We start from the raw sequence: 16,341 nt of genomic DNA on the forward strand, positions 1-16,341 counted from the left end.
CAGGAGCTGTTTTTGGGTCATGCCGGATTCTAGCTCAACTTCAACGTCCGGAAACGTCCCATCGGGGATTATGGTGACTCGTACCAATGCTCCCATCCTGCTGGAACCGAGCAGGTCCAGTACGTCTGCCAAGCAATCTGCACGGAAAGAAAATGTGTTCATGGTAATCACCCCTAAAATTGACAGACCTGTTCACTTGGCTAAGCTATAAACAGGTTCATTATCCGATCCTCTCCGCCCCACATAAGATCTCGTTGCTAGATCCACCATGCCTCTCGCAAGCACGCACCTAGTCAAAGACCTCAGATTGAATCCTCTTAGAAACAGCAGATATAGATCAGTGAATTTGATACTGAATCAGGCTTGTCTGGAAAATCACCGCCGAGTAGATCGTGTCCCGCACCAGGGTCGGCGACGCTTCGTTGCTCATCATGATCGCCAGGATCACCACTTCTACCAGCACCGCCGACAAGGTCAGGATCATGGTGCCGTAAGGATCACCGACTTTTTCCGCGAGCAGTTCAGCGTGATGGGCCACGCGCATGGAGGCCGCGACAATAAAACCGATCAGCACCAAGCCGCTGATTAATGCCACCAGTTGCCCATTGCCTAATAGCCAGTGTTCCAACGGGTAGGCAACGAGCGCGGCGATCAGCGCCAGCAACAGCAGTTTTTCTTGCTTGATCAAAGTGAGCATCGCGGGCCTGTCAGCGAGGATAGGGTCATGAGCTACAGACTGTAGGAGGTGGCGAACGTTTCGTTCGGTGTGATGCACCAGACAGCGGCGAGTGGGTGGCAGGCGCACCTTAATCGATCTCAGGGGCCTCATCGCGAGCAAGCTCGCTCCCACAGTTGTGCATGGCCTTTGTGGGAGCGAGCTTGCTCGCGATGGCTGCCCCGAAAAGATCGCAGATTTTGTTGTCCTGTTGGTCAGCATTTTGCATTGGTGCTGCACAGCCAACCTCACAACAAAATGGAGTTCGAGTTCATGCACAAACGCCCCTTGAAGAAGTTGCTTTGCGCCGTCGCCACCGTCGTCGGCCTGGGCGCCGGCTTGAATGCCAGCGCCGCTGATCCGCTGAAGGTCGGCTTCGTCTATATCGGCCCGATCGGCGACCACGGCTGGACCTATCAGCACGAACAAGGGCGCAAGGAATTGGCGGCGAAATTCGGCGACCGGATCACCACCAACTACGTGGAAAACGTTCCTGAAGGAGCGGACGCCGAGCGGGTGATCCGCAACATGGCCAAGGACAACTACGACCTGATCTTCACCACCTCCTTTGGCTACATGAACCCGACACTAAAAGTCGCCAAGCAATTTCCCAAGGTGATCTTCGAGCACGCTACCGGTTACAAACAGGACAAGAACCTGGGCACCTACCTGGCTCGCACTTACGAGGGTCGCTACGTAGGCGGTTTCCTCGCGGCCAAGATGACCAAGACCAAGAAGGTCGGCTACGTCGCGTCCTTTCCGATCCCGGAAGTCATCCGCGATATCAACGCCATCCAACTGGCCCTGAACAAATACAATCCGGGCACCGAGATCAAGGTGGTGTGGGTCAACTCCTGGTTCGACCCGGGCAAGGAAGCCGACGCCGCCAACGCACTGATCGACCAGGGCGTGGATGTGGTGTTCCAGCACACCGACAGCCCCGCGCCGATCCAGACCGCCGAGCGACGCGGCGTCTATGCGGTCGGCTACGCTTCGGACATGGCCCACTTCGGCCCCAAGGCCGTGCTGACCTCCATCGTCAATGACTGGGGCCCGCATTACATCCAGGCCACCCAAAGCGTGCTCGACCACAACTGGAAATCCCAGGATTACTGGGGCGGCCTGAAGGAAGGCACGGTGAAACTGCCGATCAGCGACCTGGTGCCAGCAGCGGTCAAGGGCGAAGCCGAGCAGATCATTGCCGACATCGAGAGCGGCGCGTTTCATCCGTTCACCGGGCCGATCAAGGACCAGGCCGGCGTCGAGAAAATCCCGGCAGGCGCGAGCGCCACCAACGCGGAACTGGCGTCGATGAATTATTACGTCGAAGGCATGAAGGCTGAGATTCCCAAATAGTCCCCATACCCAACCCAAAACCTATTGTGGGAGCGAGCTTGCTCGCGATTGCGGATTGACATTCAATATCTGTATTGGCTGACCCACCGCGATCGCGAGCAAGCTCGCTCCCACATGGGGCTCCTATTTCAAGCCAGGAAAGCCGCATGAACAGCCTTCCCATCATCGACATCAGCCCGCTCTACACAGACGACTCCAACGCCTGGCAATCCGTCGCCGGGCAGATCGACCAGGCCTGCCGCCAGTGGGGCTTTTTCTATATCAAAGGTCATCCCATCAGCGCCGCGCGTATCGCCGAAGTCCTGGACCACGCCCAACGCTTCTTCGCCCTGCCCGTCGAAGAGAAACTCAAGATCGACATCACCCAGACCCGCCACCACCGCGGCTACGGCGCCGTCGCCACCGAACAACTGGACCCGACCAAGCCCAGCGACCTGAAGGAAACCTTCGACATGGGCCTGCACTTGCCGGCCGATCACCCTGAAGTACTCGCGGAAAAACCGCTGCGCGGCCCCAACCGGCACCCGAACCTGCCAGGCTGGCAAAGCTTGATGGAGCAGCATTACCGCGACATGCAGGCCCTTGCCCAAACACTGCTACGGGCCATGACGTTGGCCCTTGGCATCGAGCGAGACTTCTTCGACACGCGCTTCAATGACCCGGTCAGCGTGCTGCGTTTGATCCACTACCCGCCACGCCAGACCGCCAGTAGCGCCGAGCAACAAGGTGCCGGCGCCCATACCGACTACGGTTGCATCACCCTGCTCTACCAGGACGCCGCCGGCGGCCTGCAAGTGCGTAACGTCAATGGGCAATGGATCGACGCGCCGCCCATGGAAGGCACGTTCGTGGTCAACCTCGGCGACATGATGGCGCGCTGGAGCAACGACCGTTACCTTTCCACGCCGCACCGGGTGATCAGTCCGCTGGGGGTGGACCGTTATTCGATGCCGTTCTTTGCCGAGCCGCACCCCGACACGCTGATCCAGTGCCTGCCCGGTTGCCAGGATGACCTGCACCCGCCGAAGTACCCGACCACCACCTGCGCCGAATTCCTGCTGTCGCGCTTCGCCGACACCTATGCTTACCGGCGGGAACCGCAAGCGCTGTAGTCGATCAGCCGGTCAGGTTTTACCAGACATTGCGGCCGGCCCCTGTAGAATGCCGCCATTGATTCGCTGATGAGAAAAGACCATGTACGACTGGCTGAACGCCCTGCCCAAGGCTGAACTGCACCTGCACCTGGAGGGCTCGCTGGAGCCGGAGCTGCTGTTCGCCCTGGCCGAACGCAACAAGATCGCCCTGCCATGGAGCGACGTGGACACCCTGCGCAAGGCTTACGCCTTCAACAATCTGCAGGAGTTCCTCGATCTGTATTACCAAGGCGCCGATGTACTGCGCACCTCCCAGGATTTCTACGACCTGACCTGGGCCTACCTGTTGCGTTGCAAGGCGCAGAACGTGATCCATACCGAGCCGTTCTTCGATCCGCAGACCCACACCGACCGTGGCGTCCCGTTCGAAGTGGTGCTCAACGGCATCGCCGCCGCCCTCAAGGACGGTGAGCAGCAACTGGGTATCACCAGTGGTCTGATCCTGAGTTTCCTGCGCCACCTGAGTGAAGAACAGGCCGAGAAAACCCTCGACCAGGCGCTGCCGTTCCGCGATGCCTTCGTGGCCGTGGGCCTGGACAGTTCGGAGATGGGTCATCCGCCGAGCAAGTTCCAGCGGGTATTCGACCGTGCGCGCAACGAAGGCTTCCTGACCGTCGCCCACGCCGGCGAAGAAGGTCCACCCGAGTACATCTGGGAAGCCCTGGACCTGCTGAAGATCCAGCGCATCGACCATGGCGTGCGGGCCATCGAAGATGAGCGACTGATGCAGCGGATCATCGACGAGCAGATTCCGTTGACGGTGTGTCCGCTGTCCAACACCAAGCTGTGCGTGTTCGACGACATGTCGCAGCACAACATCCTCGACATGCTCGAGCGCGGTGTGAAGGTGACGGTGAACTCCGACGACCCGGCGTACTTCGGCGGCTATGTCACCGAAAACTTCCACGCGCTGTACACGCACCTGGGCATGACCCAGGATCAGGCCCAGCGTCTGGCGCAAAACAGTTTGGATGCGCGGTTGGTAAAACCTTAGGCCTCACAACCAACCCTGTGGGAGCGAGCTTGCTCGCGATGACGGAATGACATTCAACATTGATGTCGACAGATACACCGCTATCGCGAGCAAGCTCGCTCCCACAGGAAACCGTGTTTAATCGGCCACCGTCCCCTCGCTCAACTCCTCCAGCGTCTTGCCCCGGGTTTCCATCCCGAACAACCACACCACGCCCGCCGCTACGGCGAAGCACAGCGCGCCCAGGGCAAATACACCGCCTTGCCCGGTAATGGGGAATACCAGCCCAGTCACCAGGGGCCCGAGCAGCGAACCGACGCGCCCGACCGCCGAGGCAAAGCCCGAGCCGGTGGCCCGGGCCGAGGTGGGGTACAGCTCCGGCGTGTAGGTGTAGAGCACCGCCCACATGCCGAACAGGAAGAACTGCATCAGCAACCCGCTGCCGACCAGCAGGCTGACGTTGCCGCCAAACACCGCGCTCTGACCATAAAGGAACGCCATCACTCCGCCGCCCAGCAGCGTGACGATGCACACCGGCTTGCGCCCCCAACGCTCCACCAGCCAAGCCGCCATCAGGAACCCGGGAATTCCACCCAAGGAAATCAGCACGGTGTAATACACCGACTGAGTCACGGCGAACCCCGACTGTTGCAACAAGGCGCTGAGCCAGGACGTCAGGCCATAGAACCCGAGCAAGGCAAAGAACCAGACGCTCCAGATCATCATCGTGCGCTGGCGATAAAGCGGCGACCAGATCTGCGCCAAGGCCGAAAAGAAACTCCCCGGCGTACTCGCCACCCTCGGCAGGCGGATCGGCTCCGGCAGGTCCCGACGCCCCAGCGAGGCACGGACCTTGTCTTCGATTCGCGTGAGCACGGCATCCGCTTCGTCACCTCGCCCAGCCTGTTCCAGCCAGCGCGGCGACTCAGGGATAAAGAAGCGAATCACCAGGACAAACACCGCCGGCACCGCCAACACCAAAAAGATGTCGCGCCAGCCAATCACCGGCAGCAGGAAATACGAGAGTACGCCCGCCGCCACGAACCCCAGCGGCCAGAAGCCGTCCATCAGCGCAATGTATCGCCCCCGACGCTTGGCCGGGATCATCTCCGAGAGCATCGACTGGGCTATTGGAAACTCCATGCCCATGCCAATACCCAACAGGATACGAAACAGCGTCAACGTCTCGACGTCCTGGGCGGTGGAGCACAAGTAACTGGCGATGCCCCACAACACGATGCTCCACTGGAACACTGGTTTTCGCCCGAAGCGATCAGCCAGCATGCCCGACAACGACGCGCCCACCACCATGCCGAAGAAGCTGGAGCTGGCGAGCAAACCGGCTTGTGCCGTGCTCAGGCCGAACTCGGTTTTGATCGATCCCAGCAGGAACGTCATCATCGCCAGGTCCATGGAGTCGAAGAAAAACGCCAAGGCAATGATGATGAAAATGACCCGGTGATAGCCGCTGATGGGCAGCCGCTCCAGGCGTTCCGCCGCACTGTAACCCTGAGTGTCCATGCCGCATCCCCCAATCCGATAGTTTCCGGGTCGAGTGTGCGCGAACCTTGCAGGTGGCTATTGCTGAATACGACCTACCGAAAACCCTGAGCGACTAGGCCATCTCCAAAGACTCCTGCCTGGCGAACCGATGGATTTCCTGCTGGCCGAGCACCGTCACTTGCAAGGCCCGCGAGTCGTTGGGCAGGCTCAGCCAGCCGGATTGCATGAACAGCTGCAACAACGCCGCCCCCAATGCCCCGCCCATGTGTGGACGGCGCTCGCTCCAGTCCGGACAGGCGCAGGCAATGCGCGCGTTGCGATGGGCCAGTGCCTGGATGAACAAACCGTGCTCGGCCAACTGGTTAGCGCCTTTATGGGTAACGATCACCCGCTGGTCGCACTGTTCGATCCACCCGTCATCCAACATTCGTTGATACAGATCAGCGGCCACCGTGCCGCCCAGGTGGTCATCACAGAGCCTGGCGCGCATCAATGAGGCGGGTGCTGTCGGCGCCTTGGTTGGCAGGACGCCACGTTTGAAGACGTCCGGAATCTGTCGTGGCGTGCTGACCAGGGTCGCGCTGGCCAACGCCTCGACGGCGGCACCGATCTCGGGCGCCGCCAGGCGGAAAAACCGCTTGCGGCCCCGGGCTTCGACTTTCAACAGGCCTCCGGCGGACAGGCGTCCCAGATGAGCACTGGCCGAGGACGGCGACAGCCCGGCCAGTAACGCCAACTCTTCAGCCTGCCGGGCCGTGCCGTCCATCAAGGCCCACATCATTGCGCTGCGCTTGGGGTCGGCCAGCAGCGTCGCGATCTGGCTGATGCAAGGTGCATGTTCCATGTATTCACTCCCTGTTGAATCATTCGTCTACTGCTCTGGCGCATATTGACCAGCTATGGGGCCACCCAAAGCGGCCCGACCGCTGTAAATCGCGCAGCACCTCGTTCGATGCGGCGCCGATTCAGGCGGCCGCTAGTATAAGCGCGGTGATCAAGGTTTCCTGTCCTCCGGAAACCTTTGGAGGCGATTGTTCGTGAGGGAAAAGTCTCTATTTGCGCGCGACTAATGTCCGCCCCCTGTCGAGAGCGGGAATTGAGCCGTCAACTGACCGCAACGGGCCTGGAGCATCTCCCGCAAAAGGTTGATGGGTTTGCTCAATTGCGCCCGGTGAGCACACAGCAGATTGAGCGGTGCGCGTTCACATTGCAGGTGCGGCAAAAGAATTTTCAGACGCCCGGCCAGCACATCGGTGGAGACATCCAGCCATGATTTATAAGCGACGCCGGCGCCTGCCACCGCCCAGCGTCGAACCACATCGGCGTCGTCACTGAAGCGGTCACCACTGACGGTGAGGCTCACTTCCCGTTTACCGTCATGAAAACACCAACGGTCATGAACCCGGGTGCCGAGCATGTACAGCAGGCAGTTGTGCTGGGCCAGTTGCTCCAATTGATGGGGCTCACCATGACGCGCCAGGTATTCCGGCGACGCGCACAGCACCCGGTAGTTATCCGGCGCGACAGGCAAGGCCACCAGGCTCGAATCTTCCGGTTCGCCATAACGCAGCGCGATGTCCACCGGCTGCTTGAACAAGTCGGCAATGCGATCGCCCAGCAGCAGCCGCACAGTGAGCCCGGGATGCTCGCGCTGGAAGGCATCCAGCCAGGGCAGCAGCAGGTTGCGCCCCAGGTCCGAGGGGGCGGACAACTGCAACACCCCGCTGACCTGATCCTGGCCGCTGGTCAACAACCGTCGCCCTTCCTCGAGACTGCCCAGCGCAGCGCGGGCATATTCGAGGAACCCTTCGCCCTCTGCCGTCAGGCGCAAACTGCGCGTGGAGCGAGCCAACAGGCGCGCGCCCAGCTGATGTTCGATCCGCTTCAACGCGGCACTGGCCACCGCCGCCGACAGATCCATCACCCTGGCCGCGGCAGAAAGACTGCCCAGATCCGCCGCCCGGACAAACAACTGCAAGTCATCGAATCGAAGCATGACGGCCCCATTATCAAAAAATTATTGAAAGACCCTGTTGTTTTAGCCGCTTTTATCTCGCCGATAAATACCTAAACATTGGCTCCATCGAAACTCACCTCACGGAGCCGCTTCATGAAAGCCATCGCCTACTACCATTCGCTGCCCATCACCGACCCGCAATCGCTGCAAGACATCGAGCTGCCAGAGCCCGTCGCCGGCCCACGGGACTTGCTGGTGCAGGTCAGGGCCATCTCGGTCAACCCGGTGGACACCAAGGTCCGCCAGAACGTACAGCCCGAAGACGGCGCCGCCAAAGTGCTGGGCTGGGACGTGGCTGGCGTGGTCAAAGCAGTGGGCCCTGAAGTCACGCTGTTCAAGGCCGGGGACAAGGTGTTCTACGCCGGCTCCATCGCTCGTGCCGGCGGAAACAGCGAGTTGCATGTGGTGGACGAGCGCATCGTCGGCCACATGCCCAAGACCCTCGGTTTTGCCGAAGCGGCGGCACTGCCGTTGACGGCCATTACCGCGTGGGAGCTGCTGTTCGAGCGGTTGCACATCCAGGAAGACCAAAGCGACCAAGGCCAGAGCTTGTTGATCGTCGGTGCCGCGGGCGGCGTGGGGTCGATCCTGACGCAACTGGCCAGCCAGCTCACCGGGCTAAAAGTCATTGGCACCGCTTCCCGTGCGCAGACACAGGATTGGGTGCGCGGGCTGGGCGCCGACTTGGTGATCGACCACAGCCGCCCATTGAGCGAAGTATTGAAAGAAGCAGGCCAGCCTCAGGTGACCCACGTCGCCAGCCTGACCCAGACCGACCAGCACCTGGATCAGTTGGTCGAAGCCCTGGCGCCCCAGGGCAAACTGGCGCTGATCGACGATCCCAAGGCGTTGGACGTGACCACGCTCAAGCGCAAGAGCCTGTCGCTGCATTGGGAATTCATGTACACCCGCTCGCTGTTCGAAACGGCCGACATGATTGAACAGCACAAACTGCTCAACCGCGTGGCCGCGCTGGTCGACGCCGGCACGCTGAAGACGACGGTTGGCGAGCACTTCGGCACCATCAATGCCGAGAACTTGCGTCGGGCTCATGGTTTGCTGGAAAGCGGCAAGTCCAAGGGCAAGATTGTGCTTGAAGGCTTCTGACTATTTTGTGGCAGCCAAAACCCTTGGTTTGTTAACCCACTGTGGCGAGGGAGCTTGCTCTCGCTGGGGCGCGCAGCGGCCCTGTTTTGGGGCTGCTGCGCAGCCCAGCGGGAGCAAGCTCCCTCGCCACAACAAGTGTTGTATCAACCAGGGATTGCACCGTCAGTCCGAGAGTTGACCGTTGTCACAATTGCGATCGCAATCCGGTCTACACTCGAGGCCTTTGCAACGTAATCTTTTCGTAAGGAGGTCAGCAATGAAGATCCTGATAAAAGAAGTGGCAAAATCCCAATGGCAGGTGCGCCTCGACCAGCACGTCGTGACTTTCCGCACCGAGGCCGAAGCCCAGGCCTTTACCGCCACCCTGCAAGCGCGACTTCACGCGCCCCATCATTTCCCCGAACAGCAGCAGCGCGCGGCCGGCTGACTCAGCCCTGGCGACTGGCCTCGGCCAGCGCCCGGGCATTTTGCAGGCGGCGGGTCAGCATCGCTGCCCCCACCACCAAGAGTCCACAAAGGCTGATGACCAGCGCCATCGGTACGGCGGTGCCGTCATGCAGCGCCGCCACCAACGAGGCGGCCCCGGCGGCCACGGAAAACTGCAAGCATCCCAGCATCGCCGAAGCACTGCCGGCCCGGGCGCCCTGCCCGTTCATCGCGCAGGCCGATGCGTTGGGCAGGATGCAACCCAGGCTGGCAATGCAGATAAACAGCGGAATCAGCAGCGGCCACAAATGCTCCGGCCGCAAGGCGCTGATGGCCAGCAGACTCAAACCGGCAGCCAGGTAGATCCACACCGCGCGGCTCAGCAGAAAGGCCGGGCCACGTTTGGCTAACAACCGGGCATTGACCTGCGCCACCAGAATGAAGCCTGCGGCGTTGGTACCGAACAGCCAGCCGAAGTGCTCGGCCGGCACACCGTAGAGTTTGATGAATACGAAAGGTGAACCGGCGATGTAGGCAAACATCCCGGCGATAGCGATGCCCCCCGTCAGCGCATGACCGAGGTAGACCGAGTCGGTCAATAGACGACCGTATTGGCGCAGCGCACCTGACAACGGTTGCCGAGGCACATGATCCGGCAAGCTTTCCGGCAGCCACAAGGCCACGGCCGTGGACGCCAATGCGCTGAACAGGGTCAGCGCAATGAAGATCGATTGCCAGCCGTACACGTTCACCAACAATCCGCCGAGCATCGGCGCGAGAATCGGCGCCAACCCCATCACCAGCATCAACTGCGAGAACACCTTGGCCGAGCCCACCGCGTCGCATTTATCGCTGACCACCGCCCGGGAAATCACCATCCCGGCGCATCCACCCAGGGCCTGGACGAAGCGTGCGCCAATCAGCCATTCGAGGTTCGGCGCGTAGGCACAGGCCAGGGACGCCAAGGTGAACAAGCCGACGCCGACCAGCAACGGAATGCGTCGCCCGAAGCGATCCGCCACCGGCCCATAGGCCAGTTGCCCAATGGACAACCCGAGAAAATACGCCGCCAGGGTCAACTGGATGTGGTTCTCGTCGGTACCGAAGGCGGTTGCCATCGCCGGAAAGGCTGGCAAGTAAAAGTCGATCGCCAAGGGACCGAAAGCGCTCAAGGCGCCAAGAATCAGAATGGTACGAAGGTTCATCGGGCGTCCATCTCAGGCGTCAGTCGGCAGCCCGACAGTTTAACCTTGCCGGGCGCCCTTGAACATTCCGATAGGTCGCTAACGATTAAAAACCTTCACCTCGGACTGACTTCATACCCCTCTTCCTTGATGGCCTCCAGCACGGCATCAACCGGCAACGCGCTCTGGACCTGAACGGTCTTGGCGCCCAGGTCGACTTGCACTTCGGCCGCTGGATCCTTGGCCTGGACAGCCTGGGTAATCGCCTTGACGCAGTGACCGCAGGACATTCCCTGGACATTGAAAGTTTGCATGAGCTGACTCCTTTGGATGAGGTTGCCGATAGCTTCAAGCTTGCCATCATGGCAAGGTCAAGTTCTGGCGCAAACTGCCGGGCTGGCAATCGGCACCGCGCTCAGCCAAGCTGCACACATCAAGGATTTCACACCGGAGGTTCAGCCATGCGCTGGTCAGCGTTCAGCCTGTTTTGCATGCTCGGTTTTTCAGCGATGAGTCCCCAGGCATCGGCCGCCGGCGAAGATTACGGCGTGCTGATCATTTCCCGCGAGCGCCTGGAAGTGGCGACTTCCTGCGAAATCGGCATTTACATCCAGGATCAGCTCTCGGCTCGGTTGTTCCAGGAGCAGAGCACCTCTTTCAACTTGCCGGCGGGCACGGTCTCCCTGCGCTTGAAGCTGCTGCCGGGCCAAGCGCCGGGGTGCAACCCGGGCATGCTCGCGCCGGGCTCACAGGAAATTACCCTCGGCGCCGGAGATATCCTGAAGTTCCGCATTGCCATGAATCAACAAGGCATGTACCTCAAGCAAGCTGCGCTCGGTTACTGACCTCACCCCATTAAAGGTGAGCCCGTGCAAGCCTTTTGGATTGGCGCTTGACCTTGCCAGCATGGCAAGGTTGATCCTGTGGTCATTCACTACAGGGAGCTTGAGCGATGTCCGAACCCACCACTTTCGATCTGCCGATTGCCGGCATGACCTGCGCCAGCTGCGCCGGGCGGGTCGAGCGGGCTTTGAACAAAGTTGCCGGCGCTAGCGCCGTCAGCGTCAACCTGGCGACCGAACAGGCGCGGGTCCAGGCGCCCGAGGGCAGCCTGCCCGCCTTGATGCAGGCCGTCGAACAGGCCGGCTACAGCGTTCCCGCTCAAACCCTGGAGTTGAGCATCGAAGGCATGACCTGCGCATCCTGCGTCGGCCGGGTCGAACGCGCCCTGAGCAAAGTCGCCGGTGTGAACAGCGTCAGCGTCAACCTCGCCAACGAGCGAGCCCACCTCGAATTGCTCGGCCAGGTCGATCCGCAGATTTTGATCGATGCGGTCAAGCGTGCCGGCTATGACGCCAATGTCTGGCGAGCCGAGCAGCCCCATGACGGACAAACCAGCCGTCTGAACCGTGAACGCCTGGCACTGGTGCTGGCAATTTTGCTGGCCACGCCCTTGGTGTTGCCGATGCTGTTGCAGCCATTCGGCGTGTACTGGATGTTGCCGGCCTGGGTGCAGTTCGCCCTGGCGACACCGGTGCAATTCATCTTCGGCGCGCGCTTTTATGTCGCCGCCTTCAAGGCCGTGCGTGCCGGCGCCGGGAATATGGACCTGCTGGTGGCCCTGGGCACCAGCGCCGGCTACGGCTTGAGCGTGTATCAGTGGGCCAGCGCCCATCACGGCAGCATGCCGCACCTGTATTTCGAAGCTTCAGCCGTGGTGATTGCCCTGGTCCTGCTGGGCAAGTACCTGGAAAGCCGCGCCAAACGGCAGACAGCCAGCTCCATCCGTGCCCTCGAAGCCTTGCGGCCGGAGCGGGCGATCCAGGTGGTCGAAGGCCAGGAACGGGACGTCGCCATCAGCGCCCTGCGTTTGAATGACCTGGTGCTGGTCAAGCCCGGCGAACGCTTCCCGGTGGACGGTGAGGTGCTTGAGGGCCAGAGCCACGCCGACGAGGCGCTGATCAGCGGCGAAAGCCTGCCGGTGCCCAAACAACCCGGCGACAAGGTCACCGGCGGCGCCATCAATGGCGAGGGCCGACTGCTGGTGCGCACGCAAGCCTTGGGCACCGAAACCGTCCTGGCGCGCATCATCCGCCTGGTGGAAGACGCCCAGGCAGCCAAGGCACCGATTCAGAAACTGGTGGATAAAGTCAGCCAGGTCTTCGTGCCGGTGGTACTGGTGCTGGCCCTCGCAACGCTGGTCGGCTGGTGGCTGTACGGTGCGCCACTGGAAACCGCACTGATCAACGCCGTCGCCGTGCTGGTGATTGCCTGCCCATGCGCCCTGGGCCTGGCGACACCCACGGCGATCATGGCCGGCACCGGCGTGGCCGCGCGCCACGGGATTTTGATCAAGGACGCCGAGGCCCTGGAGCGCGCCCATGAAGTCGATACGGTAGTGTTCGACAAAACCGGCACCCTGACCTCCGGCACACCGCGCATCGCCCACATGACCGCCCTCACGGGTGACGAAGACACGCTGCTGAAAATGGCCGGCGCGCTGCAACGTGGCAGCGAACATCCCCTCGCCAAAGCGGTGCTGGACGCCTGCGCCGAGCGCGGCCTGGACGTTCCGGATGTCAGCGACAGCCAATCCCTGGCCGGACGCGGCATTGCCGGCAGCCTCGACGGTCGCCGCCTGGCCCTGGGTAATCGGCGTCTGTTGGACGAACTCGGCCTGAGCCCCGGCTCGCTGGCCGAGTCGGCACAGGCGTGGGAAATCGAAGGCCGGACCCTGTCCTGGCTGATCGATCAAGACGCGACGCCTCGGGTGTTGGGCCTGTTCGCCTTCGGTGACACCCTCAAGCCCGGCGCCCTCGCTGCCGTACAGGCTTTGAATGAGCGCCACATCGCCAGTCACTTGCTCACGGGCGACAACCGGGGCAGCGCCCGGGTGGTGGCCGAGGCGCTGGGAATCACCCAGGTCCATGCCGAAGTGCTGCCCGCGGATAAGTCCGCCATCGTCCAGCAGTTGAAAACGCATTCGGTGGTGGCGATGGTCGGCGACGGCATCAACGACGCCCCGGCCCTGGCCGCCGCCGACATCGGCATCGCCATGGGCGGCGGCACCGACGTGGCGATGCACGCCGCCGGGATCACCCTCATGCGTGGCGATCCACGGTTGGTGCCGGCGGCCCTCGACATCAGCCGCAAGACCTACGCCAAGATCCGCCAGAATCTGTTTTGGGCATTCGTCTATAACCTGATTGGCATTCCGCTGGCGGCGTTCGGCTTCCTCAACCCGGTGCTGGCCGGCGCGGCCATGGCGCTGTCGAGCGTCAGCGTGGTGAGTAATGCGTTACTGTTGAAATTCTGGACACCCAAGCGGTTGGAGGACAAGCGATGAACATCGGCCAAGCGGCCCACCAGAGCGGCCTGAGCGCGAAGATGATTCGCTATTACGAGTCCATCGGCCTGCTCAAGGCAGCCCACCGCACCGACAGCGGCTACCGGATCTATGGCGCCGAGGACCTGCATACGCTGGCCTTTATCAAGCGCTCCCGGGACCTTGGGTTTTCACTGGAAGAGGTCGGCAAACTGCTGACCCTCTGGCAGGATCGCCAACGGGCTAGCGCTGACGTCAAGGCTCTGGCTCGGCAACACATCGATGAGCTGAACCAGAAAATCCGCGAATTGGCCGAACTGCGTGACACCCTTCAGGATCTGGTGGAGCACTGTCATGGTGATCATCGTCCGGATTGTCCGATTCTCAAGGAATTGGCTTCGGGGTGTTGCCAGGAGGCAGCGCCCCCCTGACAGTCCCAAGAACACCTCCCTCTGTGTGGACACCAATGCCATGAAGCACCCAACCCCTGTGGGAGCGAGCCTGCTCGCGATGGCGTCGGCATGTTCAATAGTGATGCAAGCTGACCCACCGCTATCGCGAGCAGGCTCGCTCCCACAAGGGATTTGCGCAGGGGCTGAGTTTCTTGGCAGCCACAAAAAACCCGGCCTTGGCCGGGTTTCTGATCAACCAATCATTGCATCCAAGGCGGAGGCGGCTCCTCAGCTTTACCAGGAGGAGCATCGTCAGCAGCCCGTACAGCCTGACGACGCTCCTCATCCAAGCGAGCAGCCTCGATCTCACGCATGATCCCCCCGACATCCGCCGCTTCTTCCGGCTCGTCGAACTCACCCGTCAGCACGCTGGCCGGATGCAAGGTGCCCGCTTCATACAGCGCCCACATCTCCTTCGCGTACTTGGTACGCCTGAGCTCCGGCGCAAACCGGCCGAAGTAGGAGGCCATGTTGCCCACATCCCGCTCCAGCATGCTGAAGGCATGGTTGTTACCCGCCGCATCCACCGCTTGCGGCAGATCGATGATCACCGGCCCTGTCGGCGTAAGCAGTACGTTGAACTCCGACAGGTCACCGTGCACCAGACCAGTACACAGCATCAGCACGATCTGGGAAATAAGGAACGCGTGATACTCACGGGCCTGATCCGGCTCCAGCGTCACGTCGTTCAGGCGCGGCGCGGCATCGCCGTACTCGTCGGCCACCAACTCCATCAGCAGCACACCTTCAAGGAAGTCGTACGGTTTGGGCACACGCACACCCGCGCTTGCCAGCCGGAACAGCGCCGCCACTTCGGCGTTCTGCCAGGCGTCTTCGGTTTCCTTGCGCCCGAACTTCGAGCCCTTGGCCATGGCCCGGGCCTGGCGGCTGTTACGGACCTTGCGGCCTTCCTGGTATTCGGCCGCCTGACGAAAACTTCGCTTATTCGCCTCCTTGTAGACCTTGGCGCAACGTAGCTCGTTGCCGCAGCGCACCACATAAACAGCTGCTTCTTTACCACTCATAAGTGGGCGCAGCACCTCGTCGACCAGACCGTCCTCGATCAGGGGTTCAATGCGTTTTGGAGTCTTCATCAGCTTTTATTGTGGGTCCTTTATTACCGAACACGCGAATGACAGTCGTTATACGGCAATCTTTCCTCCACGGGGAGGGGGTGCCGACCTATGAACCTTACGATGCACACAATGTGCCGGATTAAATCGACCGCGCCGAATCATAGCCGAGAGCGGGTATGGCGTTGGCAACTGAATGCGAAGGTATTTGCGACAAGAGCTGACAGCACTGTCCACAGACCAGGCTCAGGATTTAAACAGCTCCCCTGGCGTATGCCCAAACAGCCCCTTGAACGCCGCGATGAAAGCAGACGTTGAATCATACCCACAGGACAGCGCCGCGCTGGTCACACTGTCGCCCTTCTCCAGCGACCCCAGGGACGACAGCAAGCGCACGCGCTGGCGCCAGGCGCGAAAACTCAGGCCGGTCTCGCGCTGGAACAGGCGCATCAGAGTTTTTTCCGAGGTGCCCAGGCGTTCAGCCCAAACTTGCAGGCTGACGTTCTGATCGGGCTGTACGATCAGTTCGTTGCACAGCGTCAGCAGACGCGCGTGTCGCGGCAGCGGCAGGGAGAAGCCCACTTCCGGCAGGGTCGCCAACTGGTCCAGCAGCACCCGCACCAAACGCTCCTCCCAGGTCTCGTCCTGCGGGTATTCGGCCGGCAGCTGACAGAACACCTTGATCAACTCCCGCGCCAGCGGCGTGACTTCCAACACCCGGCAGCGCTCATCCGCCCAGGGGCAAGCCTGGCGATGGACATAAAGGCTGCGCATTTCCGCCCGAGTGGAGGTCACCACCTGGTGCTCCAGGTCGGCCGGGATCCAGATGCCCCGTTGGGGCGGGGCGAAGAAGCTGCCCTCGGCGGTGTGCACGCCGAGAACGCCGCTGATGGCGTAGGAAAATTGCACCCAGTCATGGCGATGGGCTTGCGTCCAGGATCCGGCGCTCAGGCTTTCGACACGGGCATACAACGGCCTGGGCAATTGCGTGAGGTCGGGAATGCGTCTTTCCAGCTGCTGATGTCCGTTAGTCGGCATTGATTGGCCTTATGTCGC

General features: G+C 61.5%; 15 protein-coding genes and 1 pseudogene. 8 read left to right on the forward strand and 8 right to left on the reverse strand.

Annotated features, from left to right (window positions below):
* Positions 1-373: 373 nt before the first annotated feature.
* Positions 374-697 (reverse strand): annotated as a pseudogene (locus tag QNH97_RS25965) (calcium:proton antiporter); the annotation flags it as partial.
* Positions 698-988: 291 nt separating this feature from the next.
* On the opposite strand from QNH97_RS25965, the gene QNH97_RS25970 reads away from it, so the two are divergent.
* The 3 genes from QNH97_RS25970 to QNH97_RS25980 all read left to right on the forward strand — a co-directional run bounded on the left by QNH97_RS25970 (position 989) and on the right by QNH97_RS25980 (position 4,219).
* Positions 989-2,071 carry a BMP family ABC transporter substrate-binding protein gene (locus QNH97_RS25970; protein WP_283554490.1) on the forward strand — a complete coding sequence of 361 codons (1,083 nt, stop codon included), beginning with the start codon at positions 989-991 and terminating at the stop codon, positions 2,069-2,071.
* Between the two features lie 146 nt (positions 2,072-2,217).
* Positions 2,218-3,183, forward strand: coding sequence for a 2-oxoglutarate and iron-dependent oxygenase domain-containing protein (locus QNH97_RS25975; RefSeq protein WP_283554491.1), 966 nt, complete (start codon positions 2,218-2,220; stop codon positions 3,181-3,183).
* Between the two features lie 82 nt (positions 3,184-3,265).
* Positions 3,266-4,219, forward strand: a complete 954-nt coding sequence (locus tag QNH97_RS25980) for an adenosine deaminase (protein ID WP_283554492.1) — start codon at positions 3,266-3,268, stop codon at positions 4,217-4,219.
* 117 nt (positions 4,220-4,336) lie between these two features.
* On the opposite strand, the gene QNH97_RS25985 is transcribed toward QNH97_RS25980, so the two are convergent.
* From QNH97_RS25985 to vimR, 3 genes are all read right to left on the reverse strand, one after another.
* Positions 4,337-5,719: an MFS transporter gene (locus QNH97_RS25985; RefSeq protein WP_283554493.1), complete on the reverse strand. Its 1,383-nt coding sequence runs from the start codon at positions 5,717-5,719 to the stop codon at positions 4,337-4,339.
* A gap of 94 nt (positions 5,720-5,813) precedes the next feature.
* The gene (locus QNH97_RS25990; protein ID WP_283554494.1) at positions 5,814-6,545 is read right to left on the reverse strand and encodes an ArsR/SmtB family transcription factor; all 732 of its coding nucleotides are present in this window, start codon (positions 6,543-6,545) and stop codon (positions 5,814-5,816) included.
* 222 nt (positions 6,546-6,767) lie between these two features.
* The gene (gene vimR / locus QNH97_RS25995; protein ID WP_283554495.1) at positions 6,768-7,697 is read right to left on the reverse strand and encodes a transcription regulator VimR; all 930 of its coding nucleotides are present in this window, start codon (positions 7,695-7,697) and stop codon (positions 6,768-6,770) included.
* 114 nt (positions 7,698-7,811) lie between these two features.
* On the opposite strand from vimR, the gene QNH97_RS26000 reads away from it, so the two are divergent.
* Together QNH97_RS26000 and QNH97_RS26005 are read left to right on the forward strand one after the other, a co-directional pair.
* A complete protein-coding gene (locus tag QNH97_RS26000; RefSeq protein WP_283554496.1) occupies positions 7,812-8,825 on the forward strand; it encodes a zinc-binding alcohol dehydrogenase family protein in 1,014 nt (337 codons plus the stop codon).
* Between the two features lie 256 nt (positions 8,826-9,081).
* On the forward strand, positions 9,082-9,252 hold the full coding sequence (locus QNH97_RS26005) for a hypothetical protein (RefSeq protein WP_283554497.1): 171 nt from the start codon (positions 9,082-9,084) through the stop codon (positions 9,250-9,252).
* 1 nt (position 9,253) lies between these two features.
* On the opposite strand, the gene QNH97_RS26010 is transcribed toward QNH97_RS26005, so the two are convergent.
* On the reverse strand, positions 9,254-10,456 hold the full coding sequence (locus tag QNH97_RS26010; RefSeq protein ID WP_283554498.1) for a multidrug effflux MFS transporter: 1,203 nt from the start codon (positions 10,454-10,456) through the stop codon (positions 9,254-9,256).
* A 95-nt stretch (positions 10,457-10,551) separates the two neighbouring features.
* The gene (locus tag QNH97_RS26015) at positions 10,552-10,749 is read right to left on the reverse strand and encodes a heavy-metal-associated domain-containing protein (RefSeq protein ID WP_283554499.1); all 198 of its coding nucleotides are present in this window, start codon (positions 10,747-10,749) and stop codon (positions 10,552-10,554) included.
* Positions 10,750-10,896: 147 nt separating this feature from the next.
* Between QNH97_RS26015 and QNH97_RS26020 the strand changes: the two genes are divergently transcribed.
* From QNH97_RS26020 to cueR, 3 genes are all read left to right on the forward strand, one after another.
* The gene (locus QNH97_RS26020; protein WP_283554500.1) at positions 10,897-11,280 is read left to right on the forward strand and encodes a hypothetical protein; all 384 of its coding nucleotides are present in this window, start codon (positions 10,897-10,899) and stop codon (positions 11,278-11,280) included.
* 107 nt (positions 11,281-11,387) lie between these two features.
* The gene (locus QNH97_RS26025; protein ID WP_283554501.1) at positions 11,388-13,781 is read left to right on the forward strand and encodes a heavy metal translocating P-type ATPase; all 2,394 of its coding nucleotides are present in this window, start codon (positions 11,388-11,390) and stop codon (positions 13,779-13,781) included.
* Positions 13,778-14,191: a Cu(I)-responsive transcriptional regulator gene (gene cueR / locus QNH97_RS26030; RefSeq protein WP_283554502.1), complete on the forward strand. Its 414-nt coding sequence runs from the start codon at positions 13,778-13,780 to the stop codon at positions 14,189-14,191. Before QNH97_RS26025 ends, cueR begins: the two co-directional genes overlap by 4 nt.
* Before the next feature lie 221 nt (positions 14,192-14,412).
* Here the strand turns inward: cueR and QNH97_RS26035 are convergent, their stop codons facing one another.
* Positions 14,413-15,306: a PA4780 family RIO1-like protein kinase gene (locus QNH97_RS26035; RefSeq protein ID WP_283554503.1), complete on the reverse strand. Its 894-nt coding sequence runs from the start codon at positions 15,304-15,306 to the stop codon at positions 14,413-14,415.
* Between the two features lie 225 nt (positions 15,307-15,531).
* Complete coding sequence (locus QNH97_RS26040) at positions 15,532-16,323, reverse strand: AraC family transcriptional regulator (RefSeq protein ID WP_283554504.1); 792 nt, start codon at positions 16,321-16,323, stop codon at positions 15,532-15,534.
* Positions 16,324-16,341 lie beyond the last annotated feature (18 nt).

Source organism: Pseudomonas sp. G2-4, from assembly GCF_030064125.1.
Classification (GTDB): domain Bacteria; phylum Pseudomonadota; class Gammaproteobacteria; order Pseudomonadales; family Pseudomonadaceae; genus Aquipseudomonas.

Excerpts from the sequence above, each read along its gene's own strand:
- QNH97_RS26005 (WP_283554497.1), top strand. The coding sequence starts at position 9,082 with ATGAAGATCCTGATAAAAGAAGTGGCAAAATCCCAATGGCAGGTGCGC.
- QNH97_RS26020 (WP_283554500.1), top strand. The coding sequence starts at position 10,897 with ATGCGCTGGTCAGCGTTCAGCCTGTTTTGCATGCTCGGTTTTTCAGCG.
- QNH97_RS25975 (WP_283554491.1), top strand. The coding sequence starts at position 2,218 with ATGAACAGCCTTCCCATCATCGACATCAGCCCGCTCTACACAGACGAC.
- QNH97_RS25990 (WP_283554494.1), bottom strand. The coding sequence starts at position 6,545 with ATGGAACATGCACCTTGCATCAGCCAGATCGCGACGCTGCTGGCCGAC.
- QNH97_RS26000 (WP_283554496.1), top strand. The coding sequence starts at position 7,812 with ATGAAAGCCATCGCCTACTACCATTCGCTGCCCATCACCGACCCGCAA.
- QNH97_RS26040 (WP_283554504.1), bottom strand. The coding sequence starts at position 16,323 with ATGCCGACTAACGGACATCAGCAGCTGGAAAGACGCATTCCCGACCTC.
- QNH97_RS25970 (WP_283554490.1), top strand. The coding sequence starts at position 989 with ATGCACAAACGCCCCTTGAAGAAGTTGCTTTGCGCCGTCGCCACCGTC.
- QNH97_RS26010 (WP_283554498.1), bottom strand. The coding sequence starts at position 10,456 with ATGAACCTTCGTACCATTCTGATTCTTGGCGCCTTGAGCGCTTTCGGT.
- QNH97_RS26035 (WP_283554503.1), bottom strand. The coding sequence starts at position 15,306 with ATGAAGACTCCAAAACGCATTGAACCCCTGATCGAGGACGGTCTGGTC.
- vimR (WP_283554495.1), bottom strand. The coding sequence starts at position 7,697 with ATGCTTCGATTCGATGACTTGCAGTTGTTTGTCCGGGCGGCGGATCTG.
- QNH97_RS25985 (WP_283554493.1), bottom strand. The coding sequence starts at position 5,719 with ATGGACACTCAGGGTTACAGTGCGGCGGAACGCCTGGAGCGGCTGCCC.
- cueR (WP_283554502.1), top strand. The coding sequence starts at position 13,778 with ATGAACATCGGCCAAGCGGCCCACCAGAGCGGCCTGAGCGCGAAGATG.
- QNH97_RS26025 (WP_283554501.1), top strand. The coding sequence starts at position 11,388 with ATGTCCGAACCCACCACTTTCGATCTGCCGATTGCCGGCATGACCTGC.
- QNH97_RS25980 (WP_283554492.1), top strand. The coding sequence starts at position 3,266 with ATGTACGACTGGCTGAACGCCCTGCCCAAGGCTGAACTGCACCTGCAC.
- QNH97_RS26015 (WP_283554499.1), bottom strand. The coding sequence starts at position 10,749 with ATGCAAACTTTCAATGTCCAGGGAATGTCCTGCGGTCACTGCGTCAAG.